Origin of the sequence: Paenibacillus aestuarii, assembly GCF_027789125.1 — a bacterium.
GTDB classification, from domain to species: Bacteria; Bacillota; Bacilli; order Paenibacillales; family NBRC-103111; genus Paenibacillus_E; species Paenibacillus_E aestuarii.
In genome coordinates, this window is the sequence record NZ_JAQFVF010000089.1 from 159,814 (window position 1) to 181,104 (window position 21,291).

Sequence of the window (21,291 nt, forward strand, 5' to 3'; positions counted from 1 at the left end):
GTCACATTACCCACTCTACCCAATTTTTACGTAACATAAATAAAGCTACACCAAGGCTCACCAGTTTTCCTACAAAAGATAGCTGGATGATCTGCGTCGAGATATCGACATCTACAATAAAAGTAAGCGCCTCAGGGATAAACCAAACCAGAGCGCCTGTCAGCATCAGCACCCCTGCAGCCTGCTTATTGCTATGATGTGCAAGCCACCCGATCCATATAAGTAATATACTAACGGGAATCCAACTTATTTCAAGTATGAGCCAATTCGGCTGATTTAGATGCTTCATCAACATCCACCCGTATACACCGATTAAACCGACCCAACCGCAGAATTGGAAGATGGCCATCCGTCCGGCAAATCCTGTAAGCAGCCATATCAAACTGCAAAAAGCAAGATAGCCGATGTAGGCTGAAGGCTCATGGATCCCATGCCAATCAAGCAAATAGAGCCCGATGAACAGCATTGCCACTGAGGCAACTCCGCAAGATAAGTAACTCCAAATAGGCGTATCGCGATGTCTCCGATAGGCAAACCAGTAGCAGATGACGACAAAAAGCGTCGTTATTCCAATTTGCATTGGTAATCCAAAAGAGTTAAAATTAAGAGCAGATAAGGCAACAGCGGCTATCATCGCCATTGTAACCATCCATATTTTCCAATTACTGCCGGTCACCGAAGTGGAGGATATTCCCATAATGAATTTCGGCTTTTCCATACCGTCTTCCAAATATAAATTCATCAGAAAGTCACAGTAATGCTCAGGCAGTAACCGGCTTCTCCGCCAGTGTTCAATTTCTTTGATAATCACTTTTCTTTTATCTGCATCCATCGCACATTCACACTCCTAGCTACTATATCGGTGGGAATGCCTGCATCTTTTAGCAGAACTTTTACCATATTGAGCAATGGACAAAAAAAGACCCCGCCGCAGCCGGCAGGGCCTTCTCACAGCTACTATTCCAAGAAATCTTTCAAGCGTTTGCTTCGGCTCGGATGTCTTAACTTACGAAGCGCTTTGGCTTCAATTTGACGAATCCGCTCCCGCGTAACGCCAAATACTTTACCCACTTCTTCCAATGTGCGCGTGCGACCGTCGTCCAAGCCAAACCGCAAGCGAAGCACATTCTCTTCCCGCTCTGTCAACGTATCCAGCACATCCTCAAGCTGTTCCTTGAGCAGCTCATACGCCGCAGCATCGGCAGGCGCCAAAGCTTCTTGATCCTCGATGAAATCACCTAAATGCGAGTCATCTTCTTCACCGATCGGCGTTTCCAACGATACGGGTTCCTGCGCAATTTTCATGATCTCGCGGACTTTGTCAGTCGTCAGATCCATCTCTTTGGCGATTTCTTCCGGAAGCGGCTCTCGCCCGAGCTCTTGCAGCAACTGTCGCGAGACGCGAATCAGTTTGTTTATTGTTTCAACCATATGTACCGGGATACGGATTGTTCTCGCTTGGTCGGCAATCGCGCGAGTAATTGCTTGACGAATCCACCAGGTCGCATAGGTACTGAATTTGTAGCCTTTGGTGTGGTCGAACTTCTCTACCGCTTTAATGAGACCCATATTCCCTTCCTGAATCAAATCCAGGAACAGCATGCCCCGTCCTACATAGCGCTTCGCGATACTAACCACGAGTCTTAAGTTGGCTTCTGCCAAGCGTCTCTTCGCTTCTTCGTCCCCGTTCTCAATCCGTTTGGCCAAATCGACTTCGTCTTCTGCAGAAAGCAGCGGGACACGACCGATTTCCTTCAAATACATCCGTACCGGATCATTGATCTTAATGCCTGGCGGCAAAGCCAAATCATCGTCGAAGTTGAATTCGTCATGCTCCTGTTCGTCAGGATTCATCGACATTTCATCGTCAGACTCGTTCCCCACATCAATGCCGTGCTCGGAGAGCTGTTCGAAAAATTCATCGATTTGTTCCGGATCCTGATCGAAGGGAGCCAATTTCTCCATAATATCCTTGTAAGTCAGTGAGGACCTTTTTTTACCCTGTTCGATAAGCTGGTCTTTCACCTGCTCCAGAGTTAATTCTGTCTCTAGTTCTGTACGCTGATCATTCGCCATAGTACGGACTCCCTCCTCCCTAGTGATTACGTAGATCTACGTTGACTTCAATCTTTTTTCTAGGGCAATAATCTCAATTGCTATTTGTGCTGCTCGTAGAGGATCACCCGCGCGCTCGGCCCGGACTCTCTCTTCTGTCTTGCGTTCAATCTCCTCTTGCATCGGAACTTTGCGGATTTGGCGAATATAGTCGTCAATCACTTGATCATTCATTCCGTGACCTGCCCCCATCATCACAATGGAGCTGGCTAAGCTCTCCAGCTGCTCATCCTGCAGCATGGCAATGTATCGGCTTGCATCGGGCTCAGTATTCTGAGCGTAGTAAGCATATAAATAAGCAGCTAATACTGCGTGAGCTTCAACATTAAAAGCATCGCCTAACTGGGACTCCACTCGCTCACATACTTCACGGTCGTGCATCATGACAGCGAGCAGAAGGCGTTCGGCGTTGTGATAAGCTGGTAAAAGTGCGGGTGTTTGACTTCGTGTTCGTTCCGTTGTTCTCCCATTATTCATAACATTATTCCACAGAAATGGTTTATTATCCCCATCTGTCCGTTTTTTTTCCGATTGCAAGAGGATCTCATGCATGTCTAATTTCATACTTTCGTATGACGAGTCCGGAAATTCGGAAGCTAACTGCTTTAAATAATGATCACGTTCCATGGTTGAAGCTAAATCGGCAATCATTCTCACTGCGGTTTGCAGATAACGAAGTCGGTCACCTTCTTCATGCAGCTTAAAATTTTTACGAATGTATAAAAGCTTATATTTCATCGACGGTACGGCAGGTTCAATGATCTCCCGTACAAATCGGTCAAAACCGTAAGTACTGACATATTCATCAGGATCTTTGCCATCTGGCAGCATGGCTACAGTGACTTGGCAGCCAGCTTCCTCAAGAATCGGGATGCTCTTGAAAGCCGCGGATTGTCCGGCATTATCGCCGTCATAACATATGACGACTTTGTCCGCGTTGCGGTTTAATAATGCCGCGTGTTCTTTAGTTAAAGCCGTGCCCATCGTCGCGACACCGTTGCTGACGCCTGCCTCCCAGGCTTTGATCACATCGACATAGCCTTCGAATAGGACAACTTGCTGGGTCTTGCGCATGTGGGGTCTAGCCTGATGCAGGTTATACACAGTCCGGCTTTTATTAAATAAGAACGATTCCGGACTATTCAAATATTTGGGCTGCGCATCACCTGTGGATCGGCCGCCGAAGGCAATTGTTTTGCCGGTGGCGTCGTAAATCGGAAACATAATCCGTTCCCGGAATTTATCGACATAACCGCCGCCTTCGTGTCTGGCAGAGATGAGACCGCCTCTTTCCATCAGAGGCAGCGAAAAGCCCCGCTTTTCCAGCTGTTGAACGAGTGTATCCCACATGGCCGGCGCGTAGCCGATTTGAAACGTTTCGATCAGCTTATCCGAAATGCCCCGCGATACTAAATAGCTCTTGGCGGCTTTCCCCTGATCGGTATTATTTAATATAAAATGATACAATTTGGCAGCGAAATCATATGCCTTTAGCAAATCAGCTTTTTCCCGCTGCTGTTCGCTCTGCTCCTCAGTTGCCTCTTCCCAAGTAATCGGGATGTCGCCCTCTTCGGCCAATTTGGTAACGGCCTCGGAGAAGCTGAGTCCTTCAATCTCCATGATGAAGCGGATCACGTTGCCACCCGCTCCACAACCAAAGCAGCGGTAAATTTGCTTTTCCGGCGTCACGGTAAAGGACGGGCTTTTCTCGGAATGAAATGGACAGAGTCCCTTCATATAATGCCCTTGTTTGCTCAAATGTACATGTCTGCCAATGACATCTACGATATCATTCCGCTTGAGGACAGCCTCGATGACCTCTTCAGGTATGCGTCCGTACCTCATCTTGGTTCCACCTACAATTCAGGTCTACATTCCAACTCATATTATTCGCTATTGATTTTTATTTTCCTGCAAAGATTCCAAAAGTTTTGTCAAACCATGTAGAAAAAATTGACGATCTTCCTCTGTAAAAGGTTTTGGCCCCTTGCCGTACTTGCCGTTTCTCCGCATCTTGGCGGAAGTGTGCCTTCGGTCCAATAAAAAATCTATCGTACTGTCGGTATATTGCTGACCGCGGTTCGTCAGACAGATGCAACCTTTGGCCAGCCCTAAAGCGGCAAGTCCGAAATCTTGCGTTACTAATATATCGCCTCTATGAAGATGATTGGCGATATAGAGATCGACAGATTGATCCGAGCGATCGACCTGGACCACTTGAACATCGCCTTCAGCTTTCATCCGATGGTCAAACGACGCCACCAACAGAACCTGAACGCCAAATAACCGACCGGCCTGCTCAATCTCCTTCTTCACCGGACAAGCATCCGCATCAACGATGATCCTTCTTGATTGCATCGCACTCCAGCCTCCGATGTCAGGTCTCTGCTTCACCGTAATATTATATACGATGGACTTACAAAAAATCCTGCATAAAGCAGATAAAACCTTGCCTAACCTTTCTTAGCCGCGCTCCACATGCTCGATGTGATCAAGGATTAGGCTGGCAGTTTCTTCCACGGCGCGGTTGGACACGTCAAAAATGACACAACCGATTTTGCTCATAATTTTGTCTGCAAATTCCAGTTCAATTTTAATACGTTCTACATTTGCATAGGTTGCATTTTCCGCAAGCCCGAGGGTTCTAAGCCGCTCCTGGCGAATGACGTTCAGTTTATCCGGATCAATCCGCAGACCGATAATCTTCTCTTTGGGAATCGAGTAGATCGCAGAAGGCGGCTGCATTTCTGGTACCAATGGCACATTGGCCACTTTAAGCCGCTTATGCGCTAGGTACATAGAGAGCGGCGTCTTGGATGTGCGGGATACGCCCAATAGCACGATGTCCGCTTTCTGGATGCCGCTGAAATCCCGTCCGTCGTCGTATTTCACAGCAAACTCGACGGCCTCAACCTTTTTGAAATATTCTTCATCCAGCGGATGAATCATACCGGGTTGTCGGCGCGGCTCCTGTTGCAGCGCTTGCCCCAACGAGGAAACGATCGGGCCGAGCAAATCAATATAAGGTATACGCAGCGCTTTCGCTTTTCGAATCAACTCATCTCTAAGCTTGGGAATGACTAAGGTGAACACAACGATGCCGCCATGCGCGCTAGCTGTGCCCAGTACCTTGTCGATCCCTTCGGAATCATGAATGAATGGTGCGCGAACGATATCGACGTGAGCGGGATAAAACTGCATCGCCGCGGCACGCACGACGGCTTCACCGGTCTCCCCGGCCGAATCGGATACCACATAAACGCGCGTAGTTGCTTGATGGTCCATCATCTTCCTGCTCTCCTTTTCCATATGGATGGAGTCCTTCCTATGTCCATAGTATGTAAGCTTGTCAAGAACAGAACGAAAGCACAAAAAAACTCACCAATATGCATCCGCATATGGCGAGAGAACTTCAACAAATCATATCAGAGGGCCTCTGATCTGTCAATTTCTTGCTACTAGATATTATATTTCTCCATCTGCTCAATAAATCCTCTCGATTTCCATTGAACGCCGACATGGACATCCATATAAGTTCGCATGCATTTCTTGAGCTGCGCTTTCGTCTCTTCCTTCACCTGCACGGCGCCGAGCCTGCGAATATCCATTCGTGGGAATAACTTCAGCAGCTTTAATGCCCCTTCTCCGATCGGAATAGCGACCGGGTCCTTGTGACGGCAGCGTGCACACAGAATCCCGCCCATTGCTGGACTGAAGGCTGTGATGGGCGCATCCGACTCACAGGAGACGCATGCGTCTGTAACCGGTAAATAGCCGGCTAAGTCAAACATTTTCATTTCGTAAATATGCGTCACAATCTGCATATCTTTGCCTTCTTCAATGGCGGCAAGCCCTGCTTTGACCTGTTCAAACAAGTACGTGCTGCCTTCCTCATCCCCCAGCATTTTATCTGTCATCTCTACGAGATAGGAGGCGTAAGCGGACATATAAAGATCTTCGCGCAAGGGATGATGCGCATCAATGATTTCCCCGCTATTCAGCGTCCCCATTTGCCCTTTTTGTTTAAAAAATACAAAATCGCCGTACGTAAATAGCTGCGTAACGGCGGCATGTCTGCTCTTCACTTTCTTAGCGCCGCGAGCCATGACACTTACTTTGCCCAGCTCAGGCGTGAATAAACTGATGATTTTGTTCCCCTCTCCGTAGTCCATACTACGAAGCACGATCCCTTGTACGCTGCGCAGCAATTGACGTCCCCCATGTGCCGCCTAGTGGACAGTCTAAGCGTCCAATCCATCCAGGGGCTCTTCGTTACTTTGATCCTCCTCCTGCGCTTCTGCTTCCATCCCTGGTTGCACGGTAACTTGTTTATACAGAAGGTAGGCATCTACATCACCGGTCATTGAAAAATACTTCCACGAAAAGTCTTTCATGTGCAGCATCCTCCCCATCGATCGTGATATCCATAGGATGAGGAGGATGGTGCCGATCTATTCCTTGCAAAAAATCCCAGTTAGTCTTGTCGGAAACCAAGGTCGCGCAGCACGCGCTCCTGGTTGCGCCAATCTTTTTTCACTTTCACCCAAAGTTCCAGGAATGTCTTGGAACCTAACAGCGCTTCAATATCTTTGCGCGCTTGTTTGCCGATTTCTTTGAGCAGGCTGCCCTGCTTACCGATAATGATCCCTTTCTGGGAATCACGTTCGACGAAAATAACGGCGGAAATGCGGACGAGCCCGCTTTCCTCGACACGCATATCTTCGATTTGTACGGCAATCGAGTGCGGTACTTCTTCACGTGTCATGTGAAGGATCTTTTCACGCACGAGCTCCGCGCAGACGAATTGCTCGGGGTGATCCGTAATTTGGTCCGCCGGGTAATATTGCGGGCCTTCCGGCAAATAGCGGACGATTTGCTCCAGCAAGGTCGTCACATTATTGCCCTGAAGCGCAGAAATAGGAACAATCTCCGCAAAGTTGTAGAGGTCTTTGTATTGAACAATGACCGGGAGCAGATCTTCCGGCGCCACACGGTCAATTTTGTTCAAGACCAGAATGACGGGCGTATCCACACGCCCCAGCTGCTCGATAATATAGCGGTCACCGCCGCCAAGTCCTTCGACAACATCCACGAGAAAAAGAATCGCGTCCACTTCCCCGAGAGTGCCGTGTGCCACCTTGCTCATGTAATCGCCGAGCTTGGACGTCGGCTTATGGATACCTGGCGTATCCAGGAAAACGATTTGGCCGTTTTCAGATGTATATACGCCATGGATTTTGTTTCTTGTCGTTTGCGGCTTGTCCGACATGATGGCAATCTTTTGCCCGATGATTTGGTTCATCAGTGTGGATTTTCCCACATTCGGGCGCCCGATGATCGCGACAAAGCCTGATTTAAACTCTTTTTTACTCACTGCTGTTCCTCCATTGTAGATCTTTGGTTGTAAACGCCCCTGGGAGCAGCTCTGCGACCGTCATCTTTGCGATATCCCCTTTCAAGTTACCGAGATAGACCGGCATATCGGGGCTGCACAGCTCAACCAGCACCTGACGGCAAACGCCGCAGGGCGAGATCGGCCCTTCTGTATCGCCAATGACTGCAATGGCCTGAAACGACCCTTTGGCATGGCCGTCGGCGATAGCACGAAAAAGAGCTGTACGCTCCGCACAATTCGTGGGTCCGTAAGCCGCATTTTCCACATTGCAGCCATGGTGGATATGACCATCATCCCCAAGCAGCGCGGCGCCTACGCGAAAATTTGAATATGGGACATAAGCTTTTTTCATAGCCTCAGCTGCATGACCAAGCAATTGCTCTGGTTCCATGATTATTTCATCCTTTCCCTATGTAAGCTGCTGCTCATCTAAAGCATGTGTAAACAAACGAAGGCGAGAATCGTTACAAAAATACCGATCAACGCACCCAAAAATAATGCGGGAAAGGGTCTCGTCTTTTTGTCATACAATATGATAAAAATAAGTGCAGATAGCAGATACGCCAACAGCGCGGCGATCGTTAAGTTGACAAAGTATGTTATCACGGTCGACACGGCAAATGCAATTGCCGCCAAAAGACTGGGTCTGACGAGCTTGCCTCTGTCAGAGAAACGCGTTTCTATTACAATTACAGTTAAGATTACTAGCGCGATCAACACCAAGATCCCGCCGGCCGAGATCGGCGCATGCTGGAGCTTGGCTTGCCGGAATAGACGGTCGATCGGCTCGTAGAAGACGATCATGCCGACGATGACGGCAAAGCCCGCAGACACCAAGACGGACGCCGCAGCGACGTCCTTGGCAATCTTGGCCAGGGGATGCTGATCCGGCATTGCCAGATCGACCGCTTTTTCCACCGCGGTGTTAATCAATTCAGTGACAATCATGAGCGTGACGGCCAGCAAAATAAACAAGACATCCGACTTCGACAGATGAAAGAACAATGCCGCGAATAAAACGAGAAAAGCAACGCAAAAATGAAATTTCATATTGCGCTGCGTATCAAGGGCATATTTGATTCCTTCGTATGCATACCGGAAACTCCTGCGCCATTTACGGAAGCCGTCCGTCATTAGCGGATAAGACCTGCCTTCTGCAAAATCTCCTCTTGCTTGCCGAACATCACTTTCTCTTCTTCTTCCGTTTCATGATCATAGCCGATCAAGTGCAGAAAGCCATGTACAAACAAGAAGCCGAGCTCGCGTTCTACCGAATGGCCATAATCTTCGGCCTGTGCGATCGCCCGCGGCACGGAAATAATGATGTCGCCGAGCGGTTCAATGAATGATTCCGCCTCCGCGTCATCCTCCGCAGCGTCTTCTTCGTCCTGTTCATAATGAATTTCAATCTCATCTTCGCCAAATTCGCTCATGGCAAACGACAGCACATCGGTCGGCTTATCGATATCGCGGTACTGCTTGTTAAGCTCGTGAATCGCCTCATCATCCACAAAGGTCAGCGCCACTTCGCCGGCTTCGACGCCTTCCAGCTCGCCGGCCAGGCGCAGCAGCTCTTCCAATTTGCTTACAAATTCAGGCGTGATTTCTTTGACTTCTTGCTCGCTGCTCCATTCCAGCGTCAAGTCTACACTTGCCATGCGGCAGCCTCCTTATTCGCTTTAGGAGCCGGTCTTTTTGGAAGCCAGCTCGCTAGGGTATTCGATCCTGGCATGAAAGATGCCAAGCAATGTTTCATTCAGCGTTCGGGCAATCGTATCCAGCTCTTTGAGTGTCAGATCGCATTCGTTGAATTGTCCGTCATCCAAACGGGACTTAATGATCTTGTGCACCATGGAATCGATCTGCTCCAATGTCGGATTACGCAGCGAACGCACGGCCGCCTCGACACTGTCCGCGATGCCAACGATCGCCGCTTCCTTGGATTGCGCTTTCGGACCGGGATAGCGGAAATCTTCCTCGCGAATCTCCTTCTCGGAGCCTTCCTCCTCCGCCTGCTTCACTGCTTTGTAATAAAAATAGTGCAGCAGCGTCGTACCGTGATGCTGCTCGGCGATATCGCGAATCGCCTTCGGCATCTTGTAATCCTTGAGCATCTCGACACCATCGCGCGGATGGGCGACGATGATCGATTTGCTCAAATTCGGATCAATCCGGTCATGCGGATTCTCGATGTTCATTTGATTCTCGATAAAGTAGCTCGGACGTTTCGTCTTGCCGATATCGTGATAATAGGAACCGACCCGGCAGAGCAGCCCGTCCGCTCCAATCGATTCCGCCGCAGCCTCCGACAGATTGCCGACCATCACGCTGTGATGATAAGTACCCGGCGTCTCCGTCAACAGCTTGCGCAGCAGCGGGTGGTTAGGGTTCGATAGCTCGACCAACTTGAGCGGCGACAGGATGCCGAACGCCATCTCGAAGAATGGCAGCAGCCCGATGACGAAGACGACTGTCAGCAACCCGCCGGCAGCTGCAAAGGAAAGCGACATAATCGCATCCTTCTTCGCGAAATGATCCTCCATGAGCATCATGGCGGTAATCGTGAGCACCGAAAAGAATGAAATCATGAGGCCCGCTTTCAAAATTGTCGCCCGTTGGCTGGCGCGTTGAATCGTGAATACGGCGGCGAAGCAAATGACCAAGCTCACTAAACCGTACCTGAAATCAAAGAGCAGCATATGCTCCGAATTGAAGATAATGCTCGCCATGAGCGAAAACAATACCGATGAGATGAACGCCATCGGCGCATCAAGCAAAATCGCAACCAGAATACTGCCCATCGCCGTTGGCGCCAAATAGCCAATATACGGATAATCCAGATTCTGACCGATTGAGATGATTTTCATACCTGCAATATCGATGATGAAAATGAGAATCAACATCACAAGCTGCGAATTGTTATACGTAATCGGCAGCGTGCTTTGACGGACAAACATGAAAATCACGAACGACAGTAAGGCGGACAAGACTGCTAAGCCCAGCTGCGGCAGATGGTTCGCTTTATCCTTCAGCAGCTCCAGCTTATCCAGCTTTGCATACAAATCTTCCGTGATCACGTCGCCTACGTTGACCAGCACATCATTCTTGTTGATGTACACCGGCTTTACATTTTCACGAGCTTGTCCTCTTGCGTCATCCGTACCTTTTTGGTCAAAAAACTTATTCGGGGTAATAACGGCCCGGGCGATCTCCGTCACCATCTCCCTGGACGTGTTCTTCGTCAAGTTGGATGTGTTGACTTGTTCCGCCACTTTGGCCCGCGCGGTTTGCGCATCCAAAATCTGATCGTTCATCAGCTTCGAAACGATATCCTTCGTCACTGGCAGCATCGCCGTCAAATCTTCCTTGGTCAAGCGGGGAAGCTTAAAAAAGGCCTCTTCAGGCAGTGAATACTGCTGATCGGCAAGCCCCGTCTGAATTTGTTCCAGAAGCGAATCGTTATACTGGCCGCTGTCGCGCAGCGCACGAATGGACTGATTCTCCTGATCGCTGATCAGCTGCGGGACGACCCGGCGGTAAATGCTGACTTTATCGTCGAATTTCACTTCTTCATCTGCATTAATTTGTAATAATTTATCAAAAATAGCATCAATCGCGGCATCGTTCTTCAGATTGACGATCCGATAAACCGGTTGAACGTGTTTGGCCGCATCTTCTTTCGCTTGCTCGGTGGCGACAGCATCCTCTAATTGTCTTGGTGCATAAATCGTTTTCTCGCTGGTCGCGCCTAGCTGGATATCATACACTTGCGGAACAAGCTTGGCATAAAGCGACATATAAAAGATGAGAGCCAGCAAGAGAAACAACGTCAAGCGCACCCACGCGCTATATTTCCATCCGATCAGCTGGTAATGAAATTTGCCTTTAATTTGCACTTCATTCTTCATCACGGAAGGTCATTCCTCTCTTCAGATCAACCGAGCTTCCTCACTTCTCGTTCTCTGCGTTGTAAGCGACAATAATCTTCTGTACGAGAGAATGACGAACAACGTCCTGCTCATCGAAATAAATAAAGCCGATTTCCTCAATATTGCGGAGAATACGGTTCGCTTCTACGAGCCCTGACGATTTGCCGCGAGGTAAGTCAATTTGTGTCACATCTCCGGTAATGACCATTTTGGAACCGAAACCAAGACGGGTTAAAAACATTTTCATTTGTTCCGGCGTCGTATTTTGCGCCTCGTCCAAAATGATAAAAGAATCATCCAGCGTCCGTCCGCGCATGTAGGCCAGAGGGGCGATTTCGATCAAACCGCGCTCCAGCGACTTGGCCACTTGTTCAGGTCCTAAAACGTCATTAAGAGCATCATACAATGGGCGCAAATACGGGTCAACTTTTTCCTGCAGATCGCCTGGCAAGAACCCCAAACTTTCGCCAGCTTCGACAGCAGGGCGTGTCAGGACAATGCGCTTCACGGCGCCTTCCTTCAGCCTCGTGACGGCAAGAACGACCGCCAGATAGGTCTTGCCTGTACCCGCTGGACCTACGCCGAATACGATATCTTTCTTCTTAATCGTTTCGACATACTGACGCTGGCCGATGGTCTTCACGCGAATCGGCTTGCCCCGATGCGTGGTCGTAATCTCGCCTTTGAACAAATCCAGCAATTGATCCGCTTTCATTTGCTTGGCAAGTTCGACAGCGTAATGGACATCGCGCTCTGTCAACGTGTAATTATTGCGGATCAGCTGCAATAAAACTTCAAAAAGCTGCTGAAGTGAGTTGACTTCCGCAGCCGCTCCTTGAATTGTAATTTCTTCTTCCCGCGTATAGATTTTGGCGTTAATTTCACGTTCAATCAAATGCAGGAATTTGTCCTGCGGACCGAACAATGCTAACCCTTCGGCCGGATTCTTCAAAGTCAATTTCACGGATTGCGCGTTTTCTACCAAAAGGCCTCATTCTCCTTGTGTCACAATTGGTTGCTCTTCTGCTATATTTTCTTCCACTTCAAAATGCACTTCCATATAAACTTTACCATTCTCTGTTTTTTCATGCAAAATTTTTTCACCTGTGAGGCGAGAATTCGGGCCTGCAGCTTTGAGCAATTCAGCTCGAGCCTGCTCGATTCCGGTCTTTTTCGCCGTCGCTTCATCCAATGCTTCCTCTACCAAATTCACTTCCATCACCTTCTCGTGCAGCCAGCCGATAGGCAGCGTAAAAGAGCGCCACTGGAGCGTTGTACGTTCAGGTATGACCTCGGATTGGGCGAATTGCGGTTTTCCGTATCCCGTTATTTTAAGCGCTCGACTGCCAAATACGATATAGTTCCGGCTCGCCGTTTGGCCAGTGTACGTTTTATAGCTTGTGGTCAGAGGAGCTTCAATCTTGGACGTATACCAGACGATCCCCCGCACCGTTCCGCTTGCCACGACAACCTGATTGTGCGCTTCATCGCCAATCACGCCAGAAATCAGCACGTCCCCTTTGCGGACGTACGTATTCGGTTTCACCATCGGTCTGCCTTTGACAGACTGGATTTCCGTGACGAGGGCGTTCTTGGTGGCAACCAGGTTCCTGGGATTCATCAGCGGCTTGCGATCCGGCAGCGTCGCTTCGACGACTTTAATCGTGATATGCGTGCCACGAATTTCTACACCGACCCAGGCGGCATCCGGCAGCATCGCTTGAATGTCCCTGGAAAGCTCTTCGCTTTTTTTCAATCTGAACTTCCATTGGAACGTATGGATGCCTTGCTTCTCCGCTGCTTGCAAAATCGTTGAATCCGATATGCGATCGTTCCCTTCTACACTCACTTGCCAGACAAGTGAAGTCAGGAGGTAGAGCGCGATGACAAAAGCGGCGATGCCGCCAAGAAAAATTTTGCGCCGTCCCAGCCTTTCCATAAAAAATGGCAGTCCATGGCGCGTGAGGACGTGCACCCGGCAGCCTGTCCGTTTCAACAACGGCCGAAGCCGGAAAAAGTCCCGCAGCATCATGTACAGCTCCAGCTTATCCTCGCCGACAGGCTTAATATCCCATATGGAGAAGCCTTTCTCCATCATGGGGTTGATCATCTCCTCACAGCCCTTGCCCCGCAGTTCAATGCGCACATAACCCCGTAGGCGGGCAATGAAAATCGATTGCTTCATGATACGTCCTCCTGTTCATGACAAATCACATGTATCTATGGAATGTATTTCACATCGTCGATAATGCCTTCGATAAATACTTCTTCCGACAAAATCGCCCGGATGACTAACTGCTTGCCGAATACGTCCAGCTTTCCTTTCGTCAGCTCAAGCTTCAAATGCTCGCTGGAAAAATGCAACACGCCTTTATGATTTTCCACATAAAGCTGTACGTTGCCGATCATCGTAATGCGCGGCAAGTCCTGCACCACATCCTGGGGAAGATCGAGGATTTTGGCTGTGAACTGGTTCCATTTGCGGGTCAAGCGACGCATAGTTGGGCAGTACCCCCTCTAACTTGATGATCTCGGCGGCAGGCGCGCGCATAGACTTTTTACCAAATTATGCTTAGAAACCGCCATTTATGAGATAAAAGTGCAAAAACCCCGCTGGACGTATCCAGCGGGGTTTTCCCTTGCAGCAAATCGTTATCTTCGGCGATAGGGTTGTTTCGATCTCGGCGGGCCGAGGATCTCAGCCCAGGCCACGCCTTGGGCAAGCTGCTGCGGTGTAAGCTGCAGCGGCTGCTGTTCGCGCGCGGCCGGGGCGGCCTCCGCCGATTCAGGCTCAGCGATGGCGTTGTCCCGAGCCGCGGAGCGGAACGGTGACGCCTTGCGGTGAACGGCCAGCGAGTCGTCAGGCGCACCAGGGCTCGGCTCCCGCAAGACGGGTGCCGCCACGGTGCTGTACGCCTCCCGCGAGTTACGGCGAGCTGGCGGCGTCATGGCGCGCTGCTCGCCCTGCTGGCTCGTCCTCTGCCCCGCTCCGGCGTACCGCCCCTGTACCGGCACTTCTGCAGGCTTAGGCGCCTCTTGGGGCCTAGCAGTGGTCCCAGGGCGGCCGCCAAAAGACGGCATGCCCATCTGGCCCTCCCGCTTGGTCGGATTCGTTTTTGTCGCAGACTTCCAGCCTTTACGAATTTGATAGTAAATGGCCAAAATGACAGCGATGATATACCAGTGATCCAGCAAGAAGAAAATGAGTTTTTCCAAAATGCGGCACTTCCTTCCTGTTACTCCTTCTCCGTTTTGCCGTCATTCATTTTGCCTAGTGATGAGCGCATTTGCGTATCGGCGTCAATATTTTTGAGATTCATATAGTCCATTACACCTAATTGACCACTTCGCAGCGCTTCCGCCATCGCCAGTGGGACTTGCGATTCGGATTCAACGACTTTGGCGCGCATCTCCACGACGCGGGCTTTCATCTCCTGCTCCGCCGCCACCGCCATGGCGCGTCGTTCTTCCGCCTTCGCTTGCGCAATGCGCTTATCGGCCTCTGCCTGCTCTGTCTGCAAGTTGGCGCCGATATTTTTGCCTACATCCACATCGGCAATATCGATGGATAAAATTTCAAAAGCGGTTCCGGCATCCAGCCCTTTGCCCAGAACCGTTCGGGAAATAAGGTCCGGATTTTCCAGCACATCCTTGTGGGAATCGCTGGAGCCTACGGTCGTGACAATCCCTTCGCCGACGCGGGCAATAATCGTTTCTTCACCGGCGCCGCCGACCAGTCGGTCAATATTGGCGCGAACTGTGACGCGCGCAATTACTTTTACCTCAATCCCATTTTTGGCCACCGCCGAAACAGTTGGCGTTTCAATCACACGTGGGTTAACGCTCATCTGTACAGCTAGAAGTACGTCACGTCCGGCCAAATCAATCGCCGCCGCACGCTCGAACTCCAAGTGGATGTTGGCGCGGTGGGCAGCAATTAGTGCATTGACGACACGGTCCACGTTACCGCCAGCCAAGAAATGGCTTTCCAATTGATTGATGCTTAAACTAATGCCTGCCTTCGTCGCCTTAATCAACGGATTTACGATCCGGCTTGGAATGACGCGGCGCAACCTCATCGCAATCAATGTAATAATGCTGATCCGCACGCCGGATGCCAACGCCGAAATCCAAAGCATCACAGGTACGACGCTGAGCAGAATCGCCAAAGCGATAATAATGACCGCTGCTAGGATCAACACATAGAAACTGGAATCAATAGGCATGAAAAAATCCTCCTCAACTATTTTGTTCAAAAATTTCACGGACAACGACCCGCGTCCCTTCCACCATGACCACGACGATCGTCCTACCGGCGGGGATAAAACCGCCGTCTGTCACCACATCGACACGTTCACCTTGAATCTCGGCGGTGCCGGCGGGGCGCAGCGGCGTGATGCTTGTTCCTTGCATCCCCACCAGAAAAGCACGGTCTGGGCTTGCTGTAAAGCCTTTGTCCGTCGTTAGCTGCTCCTTTAGAATAAAACGGTTCCACACGCCGCGATGCCTAAAATACTTGACGGCCACGGCTACAGCTATGATCGCCACCAATAAAGCAATCCCTAGCATGATCCCCGCTTGCTTTGGATCCGCTGCCGCCATCAGGACACCGCCAAACAGACAGATAGCCCCGAGCACACTCAAGATGCCAAAACTCGGTACGACTAGCTCCAGAATCAACAGGACAATCCCGATTCCAAACACAGCCAAGTCCCCAAACCCGACAAATCCCGCTAAATAGAAACCAAGAAAATAAAGGGCAAACCCGACGACCCCTGCCGCTGCCAGCAAGCCGCTGCTGAAAAATAACAATTCCAAGGTGATCCCTACGATACCTATCACCAACAACACTGTAGCTGTAACCGGATGTGTAAGAAAAGCTGACAAATGTTCTGCAAACAATAGATTTCACTCCTTTCCGCGTCTGCCTTGGTCCCATCTACTAATATGTACGTTTGATGACATAAACTGTTTCAAAATGTTGAGTAATGGCGCAGCATGTACAAAGTGACTTTCTAGCTTTCTAGCTCCTCACACGAGCTTTGTGGGGCGTGCAATCCAACTTTCTTGCTTTGCAGCTCTCTCACGCGCAGCACGCAGCAACTTCCATACTCTGTACTCTCTTCTCCCATCTGTACGCGCGTGCAAACGAAAAAGACCGGAAGGATTTAATCCTTCCGGTCTCACCGAACAATTGTGTATTAACCTAAAAATTGTTGAACGAGCTGATTGATTACTTTACCGTCAGCACGTCCTTTGACCTGTGGCATCAATGCCGTCATCACTTTGCCCATATCCGCTTTGGAAGAAGCACCAACTTGCTGGATGGTCTGCTGTACAATGGCTTTCACTTCTTCCTCGGAAAGCTGTTGCGGCATGTACTCAGTGAGAATGACAAGTTCCGCTTGCAGGTTCGCAGCCAGATCATCTCTGCCTGCTTTTTCAAATTCTTGGAGGGAATCCTTACGCTGCTTGATCTCACGAGTTAGAACGTCAAGCACTTCATTGTCATCCAATGTTCTCTTCAGATCAATCTCTGAATTCTTAATCGTAGAACGAACCATACGGATAACAGAGAGTTTGAACTTGTCCTGACTCTTCATCGCTTGCTTCATATCTTCGTTCAATCTTTCGCTTAAGCTCATGTTGCCTCCTAGAACTTTCTCTTACGAGCAGCCTCTGACTTCTTCTTACGCTTAACGCTAGGCTTCTCATAATGTTTGCGTTTTTTAACCTCTGCTAGAACGCCATCCTTAGCGATGGAACGCTTAAAGCGACGAAGTGCAGCATCTATAGTTTCGTTCTTGCGAACTCGAGTTTCTGACACCAGTTTTCCCTCCCTCCGAACAGACCGTCCAAGACAAAGCGGTTCATCAAATCTCATTATAGGTTATCAAACTAGGGGTGTCAATGCGAAAGTAAACTTGGGATGAATCTTCTTAATTGGCAACCCCTAACGGCGCCAGTTTCGCGCCTGCCAACAAGTGATAATGAAGATGATGAACGACTTGTCCAGCATTGGATCCGCAGTTAGTTACGACACGATAGCCGGACTCCGCCACGCCAAGTTCTCTGGCGATGTTCTGCGCTGCGCGTTGGGTTTGTCCGACAATAGCCCAGTCTTCTTCACCAGCAGCATCGAGAGATGCGAAATGCTTCTTGGGGATAATTAGAACATGGATCGGCGCTGCAGGTTGAATATCATGAAAAGCCAGGACATGATCGTCCTCGTAAACTTTTTTGGAAGGAAGCTCTCCTTCGATTATTTTGCAGAAAATACAATCACCCACGCCTCGGTCCCCCTCAACTATTCGAATAAATCTTCGCTTCTTTAATTTTATCGGAAAGAAAAGAAAAAATCCAATCCATCTTCCGAATCATGTTGGAACAATTGCAAAAAAGAAACACCATGCCCAGCATGATGTTTCTCCTGCTTCCAATCGCGTCTGAAATTGCTCCAGCGAACAGCTGCTTAATAATACGGAAGCAGCGATAAAGTCAGCAGCGCTGCCAGCGGCAGCACTTGGCGGGCAAACCGCCGCCGCGGCCAAAAGAACGGATAAGGGTATCCGTAGTAGGGATATGGAAAAAGTATATTCCGCAGTAGGCAAAAGGCTACTGAATGCCATTTAAAACGCTCAAAAACGGTTGAACTGCTTTTTCGCCGTTTGATGAATCTTCTTCCATTTGGCTTTCTCCGCAGCCTGCAAGACTTTATCTTCCTTACGGGCCAAATAGGCAAGCTCTTTTTGCAGCTTCAGATAGCTATCAAACCGCTCCTGTGCTAACGTGCCGTCATGGAGGGCTTGTTTAACCGCGCAGTTCGGCTCATTGTTATGCTGGCAATCTTGAAAGAAGCAATCGGCCCCTAGAGATTCAATATCTTGAAAAGAGGTGCTGAGGCCTTCGGCGGCGTCCCACAGCTGCAGCTCCCGCATGCCTGGCGTATCAATCAGGATACCGCCTCCTGGCAGTGCAAGCAGCTCACGGTGCGTCGTCGTGTGCTTCCCTTTATCGTCCCCGTGGCGGATATCTCCGGTTTCCAAAATCTCCTCACCGAAGATCCGATTCACAAGCGTAGACTTGCCGACACCCGAGGAGCCCATAAGCGCCACGGTCTTGCCAGGTGCGATATAAGCCGCGAGCTCAGCTAATCCCCGATTCTCAGCGGAGCTGATGATGTGTATCGGCACACCTACAGCCACAGCCTCCACTTCGGCTGCCTTCTCCTCGGCATCGGCGCAGAGGTCGGCTTTGCTCAGCACGATTACCGGATTCGCGCCGCTCTCCCATGCGAGCACCAAGTACCGCTCGATACGCCGGACGTTGAAGTCCAAATTCAACGCTGTCACCAAAAAGACGGTATCCACATTCGTCGCCACTATTTGCTCTTCCGTCACTTGGCCGGCAACTTTGCGCGAGAACTTGCTGCGGCGCGGCAGCACCGCATGAATCGTCGCTCGCTGCTCTTCCTGCCGGACAGACAGTACGACCCAATCGCCAACAGCGGGATAATCTTCACGGTGTAGGGCGTTGTGTCGCATTTTGCCCGAGACTTCCGCCAGCACTTCGCCTGACTCCGTTTGCACACGGTACATATGCTTGTGCTCCAGGGAGACACGTCCAGCTGTAAACTCATCTTGCTCGTAAGGCTTAAAGGCCTCTTCAAAAAAGGGATTCCATCCCAAATCAGTTAACTTCAATCTACCGGTTCATCCTCTCAATATTGTGTATAACAACAGTATATTCCGGTAATTTCCCCATCACACGGGAAACAATTGTTTTAACCAATTTTTATCCAGGAACACACAATGGTTGATGGTCATTTCTCCAGTAGACTGCGAGTCTAATTCTGGTTATAATATATATTAACCAATGGTGAATGGAAGTGATCGGTTGAATCCCTACATGAGAGCCTCCACCCGCAAAAAGCGGGATGTGATGATGGAAGTCGCCTTAAGGATGTTTATGGAAAAAGGCTATGAGCACGTATCTGTAGACGAAATCATAGCAGCCACCGGCACGTCCAAAGGGACGTTTTACCATTATTTTAAAAGTAAAGACGCTATCATTACCGCCATTTACAGCAAGCAAATTGAATTTATTAAAGAATGGGTGAAACAGCCGCCTTCTCAAGTGCAATCCCTTGAGGGCCACATCAATCGATTGTTTTTAGACTTATCGTCCAATATTAACCAATATCCGCGATTGATTCGCAGTTTACAAGCATTATCGCTGCAAAATGAAACGGTAAAAGCAGAAGAACAGCAGCAATTGCGCATACTATCAGAAAGCTTGCTCCACTGGCTGCCCGAACCGCAAAAGATCGAGCTGCTTGTCAGTATGTACACGGGTACGATACTGAAATGGTGCACGGAGGACGAAGCAGATTTACTCAGCATGATGAAAAGCAACTTAGCCTGGCTATGGGCAGGCCTCCGTTCGCAAGGACCGAGCGCTATGCTGCAGGTGGAACAAGTCCCCAAGGAGGAACACAAAATGAAAGTAGCAATTATTGGCGGCGGCTTGGCGGGTTTGACCGCGGCTGCGTATTTATCTGAAAATCCACATGTGCAAGGTATCTTATTTGAACGCAGTCCGCAGCTTGGCGGTCGCGCTTTTACTTATGAAAAAGCTGGTTTCACTCTCAATTACGGCGCACATGCCGTTTATGGCATCGATCGTCACACCTTAACCGTCATGGAAAAGGAATTGGGTCTTTCTTTCAGCTCGAAGCAAGTTGATAAGCGCAAAGTCGTTTATGCCAAGAATAACCAATTGACGCAAGCCCCGCTTGACGCGATGAATCTACTCAAAACGGATTTACTGAATACGGCACAAAAAGTACGATTTGTCGGTGAAATTGCCGCCATTATCGCCAACATCCATAACATCAAAAACTATGACACGCTCGCGGATTATTTGGCTGAATCCAATGCGGATGAGGATGTCAAAGAGCTGTGGGAGCATCTTGTCTGCTCCAACTTCTTCATCGCCCCTGAAGACGCTCGCAAAGTGTCCGGCGCAGTCATTAGCGAATACTACCATAACCTGTTCCTGTCCAGTAAACCGGTTAACTATATACTTGGCAGCTGGGCTGTTATTACGAACCAGTTGAAGGAAAAGATGACGGCGACAGGCCGTTGGGAAATCGCCCTGCAAGAAGGCGTAGACAGTTTGCGCTATGCGGACCGCAAGTTTATCCTGCAGACGAAAAACCGCGAGGAAGCTTTCGATAAAGTCATTTTTGCCATGCCGGTTCAGCAAGTCGTGAAGCTGCTTAAAGGTACGGCATGGGAGCCGTTCCTGGCACCGTACGAAGGCAATACGGCAACGGAAGTCATGGTTTATGACATTGGACTTAGCCAAGTAGTAGCCCGCCCGTTCAGCTACATCAGCGACATGGACAACAAAATGTTCATCAGCGATGTCTCGGCTACAGACCATACACTCGTACCGGAAGGCGGACAGCTGCTGCAAGGGATCGCCTACTTGGCAGACCGCTTTGACAGCGATGAAGAGCGCAAAGCGTACTTGGAAGACAAAACGATGAAGATGGAAGGTTTGTTCGACCGCTACTACCCAGGTTGGAAAGATGTGACCGCGGTGAAACGCGTATCTAAGAAAGCGATGGTTTCCAGCGTGAAAAATATCGCGACGAACAACCTGCTGCCGACTCGCGTCGAGAACGTGCCGTTCTACTTCTGCGGCGACGGCTGCATCGGCAAAGGCGAGCTGGCAGAGCGCGCCTTCTCCAGTGCCCGCAATGCGGCAATGTCCGTCAACCAAGAAGTGCAGCAAGCGCTAACGCACGTATAAATAAACAAGGCTCCGTGTCCTTCATCAGGACAT

General features: G+C 49.7%; 23 protein-coding genes. 1 reads left to right on the forward strand and 22 read right to left on the reverse strand.

What is annotated here, in order from left to right; all coding sequences use genetic code 11:
• Position 1: 1 nt before the first annotated feature.
• From O9139_RS30595 to rsgA, 22 genes are all read right to left on the reverse strand, one after another.
• Positions 2 to 832 (reverse strand): hypothetical protein, encoded by an 831-nt coding sequence (locus O9139_RS30595; RefSeq protein ID WP_270885524.1) that lies wholly within the window; start codon positions 830 to 832, stop codon positions 2 to 4.
• A gap of 125 nt (positions 833 to 957) precedes the next feature.
• Entirely contained in the window at positions 958 to 2,076 is a 1,119-nt protein-coding gene (gene rpoD, locus O9139_RS30600) for an RNA polymerase sigma factor RpoD (protein WP_270885525.1), read from the reverse strand.
• Between the two features lie 36 nt (positions 2,077 to 2,112).
• Positions 2,113 to 3,960: a DNA primase gene (gene dnaG, locus O9139_RS30605; protein WP_270885526.1), complete on the reverse strand. Its 1,848-nt coding sequence runs from the start codon at positions 3,958 to 3,960 to the stop codon at positions 2,113 to 2,115.
• A gap of 48 nt (positions 3,961 to 4,008) precedes the next feature.
• On the reverse strand, positions 4,009 to 4,473 hold the full coding sequence (locus O9139_RS30610) for a YaiI/YqxD family protein (RefSeq protein ID WP_270885527.1): 465 nt from the start codon (positions 4,471 to 4,473) through the stop codon (positions 4,009 to 4,011).
• A 105-nt stretch (positions 4,474 to 4,578) separates the two neighbouring features.
• Positions 4,579 to 5,400, reverse strand: a complete 822-nt coding sequence (locus O9139_RS30615; protein ID WP_377525566.1) for a pyruvate, water dikinase regulatory protein — start codon at positions 5,398 to 5,400, stop codon at positions 4,579 to 4,581.
• A 173-nt stretch (positions 5,401 to 5,573) separates the two neighbouring features.
• Positions 5,574 to 6,323 (reverse strand): DNA repair protein RecO, encoded by a 750-nt coding sequence (gene recO, locus O9139_RS30620; RefSeq protein WP_270885529.1) that lies wholly within the window; start codon positions 6,321 to 6,323, stop codon positions 5,574 to 5,576.
• Positions 6,324 to 6,356: 33 nt separating this feature from the next.
• Positions 6,357 to 6,509 (reverse strand): YqzL family protein, encoded by a 153-nt coding sequence (locus tag O9139_RS30625; RefSeq protein ID WP_270885530.1) that lies wholly within the window; start codon positions 6,507 to 6,509, stop codon positions 6,357 to 6,359.
• Between the two features lie 80 nt (positions 6,510 to 6,589).
• Positions 6,590 to 7,489 (reverse strand): GTPase Era, encoded by a 900-nt coding sequence (era, locus tag O9139_RS30630; RefSeq protein WP_270885531.1) that lies wholly within the window; start codon positions 7,487 to 7,489, stop codon positions 6,590 to 6,592.
• The gene (locus O9139_RS30635; protein ID WP_270885532.1) at positions 7,482 to 7,901 is read right to left on the reverse strand and encodes a cytidine deaminase; all 420 of its coding nucleotides are present in this window, start codon (positions 7,899 to 7,901) and stop codon (positions 7,482 to 7,484) included. Before O9139_RS30635 ends, era begins: the two co-directional genes overlap by 8 nt.
• Positions 7,902 to 7,939: 38 nt before the next feature.
• A complete protein-coding gene (locus O9139_RS30640) occupies positions 7,940 to 8,644 on the reverse strand; it encodes a diacylglycerol kinase family protein (protein WP_270885533.1) in 705 nt (234 codons plus the stop codon).
• The gene (ybeY, locus tag O9139_RS30645; RefSeq protein WP_270885534.1) at positions 8,644 to 9,168 is read right to left on the reverse strand and encodes an rRNA maturation RNase YbeY; all 525 of its coding nucleotides are present in this window, start codon (positions 9,166 to 9,168) and stop codon (positions 8,644 to 8,646) included. The genes O9139_RS30640 and ybeY overlap by 1 nt, the downstream gene beginning before the upstream one ends.
• A gap of 21 nt (positions 9,169 to 9,189) precedes the next feature.
• Positions 9,190 to 11,418 (reverse strand): HD family phosphohydrolase, encoded by a 2,229-nt coding sequence (locus O9139_RS30650; RefSeq protein ID WP_270885706.1) that lies wholly within the window; start codon positions 11,416 to 11,418, stop codon positions 9,190 to 9,192.
• A gap of 40 nt (positions 11,419 to 11,458) precedes the next feature.
• On the reverse strand, positions 11,459 to 12,424 hold the full coding sequence (locus O9139_RS30655) for a PhoH family protein (RefSeq protein ID WP_270885535.1): 966 nt from the start codon (positions 12,422 to 12,424) through the stop codon (positions 11,459 to 11,461).
• A gap of 6 nt (positions 12,425 to 12,430) precedes the next feature.
• A complete protein-coding gene (yqfD, locus tag O9139_RS30660; protein WP_270885536.1) occupies positions 12,431 to 13,624 on the reverse strand; it encodes a sporulation protein YqfD in 1,194 nt (397 codons plus the stop codon).
• A 35-nt stretch (positions 13,625 to 13,659) separates the two neighbouring features.
• A complete protein-coding gene (gene yqfC / locus O9139_RS30665) occupies positions 13,660 to 13,938 on the reverse strand; it encodes a sporulation protein YqfC (RefSeq protein ID WP_270885537.1) in 279 nt (92 codons plus the stop codon).
• Positions 13,939 to 14,091: 153 nt separating this feature from the next.
• The gene (locus tag O9139_RS30670) at positions 14,092 to 14,655 is read right to left on the reverse strand and encodes a hypothetical protein (RefSeq protein WP_270885538.1); all 564 of its coding nucleotides are present in this window, start codon (positions 14,653 to 14,655) and stop codon (positions 14,092 to 14,094) included.
• Positions 14,656 to 14,675: 20 nt separating this feature from the next.
• Positions 14,676 to 15,665, reverse strand: coding sequence for a flotillin-like protein FloA (floA, locus tag O9139_RS30675; protein ID WP_270885539.1), 990 nt, complete (start codon positions 15,663 to 15,665; stop codon positions 14,676 to 14,678).
• A gap of 13 nt (positions 15,666 to 15,678) precedes the next feature.
• Positions 15,679 to 16,341 carry an NfeD family protein gene (locus tag O9139_RS30680; RefSeq protein WP_270885540.1) on the reverse strand — a complete coding sequence of 221 codons (663 nt, stop codon included), beginning with the start codon at positions 16,339 to 16,341 and terminating at the stop codon, positions 15,679 to 15,681.
• A gap of 299 nt (positions 16,342 to 16,640) precedes the next feature.
• Positions 16,641 to 17,084, reverse strand: a complete 444-nt coding sequence (locus tag O9139_RS30685; RefSeq protein WP_270885541.1) for a GatB/YqeY domain-containing protein — start codon at positions 17,082 to 17,084, stop codon at positions 16,641 to 16,643.
• Positions 17,085 to 17,092: 8 nt separating this feature from the next.
• Complete coding sequence (rpsU, locus tag O9139_RS30690; protein ID WP_010491812.1) at positions 17,093 to 17,266, reverse strand: 30S ribosomal protein S21; 174 nt, start codon at positions 17,264 to 17,266, stop codon at positions 17,093 to 17,095.
• A 112-nt stretch (positions 17,267 to 17,378) separates the two neighbouring features.
• The gene (locus O9139_RS30695; RefSeq protein WP_270885542.1) at positions 17,379 to 17,729 is read right to left on the reverse strand and encodes a histidine triad nucleotide-binding protein; all 351 of its coding nucleotides are present in this window, start codon (positions 17,727 to 17,729) and stop codon (positions 17,379 to 17,381) included.
• Between the two features lie 348 nt (positions 17,730 to 18,077).
• Positions 18,078 to 19,142, reverse strand: a complete 1,065-nt coding sequence (rsgA, locus tag O9139_RS30700; protein WP_270885543.1) for a ribosome small subunit-dependent GTPase A — start codon at positions 19,140 to 19,142, stop codon at positions 18,078 to 18,080.
• Positions 19,143 to 19,347: 205 nt separating this feature from the next.
• Here rsgA and O9139_RS30705 point away from each other — a divergent pair, with 205 nt between their 5' ends.
• A complete protein-coding gene (locus O9139_RS30705) occupies positions 19,348 to 21,258 on the forward strand; it encodes an FAD-dependent oxidoreductase (protein WP_270885544.1) in 1,911 nt (636 codons plus the stop codon).
• Positions 21,259 to 21,291: the final 33 nt, after the last annotated feature.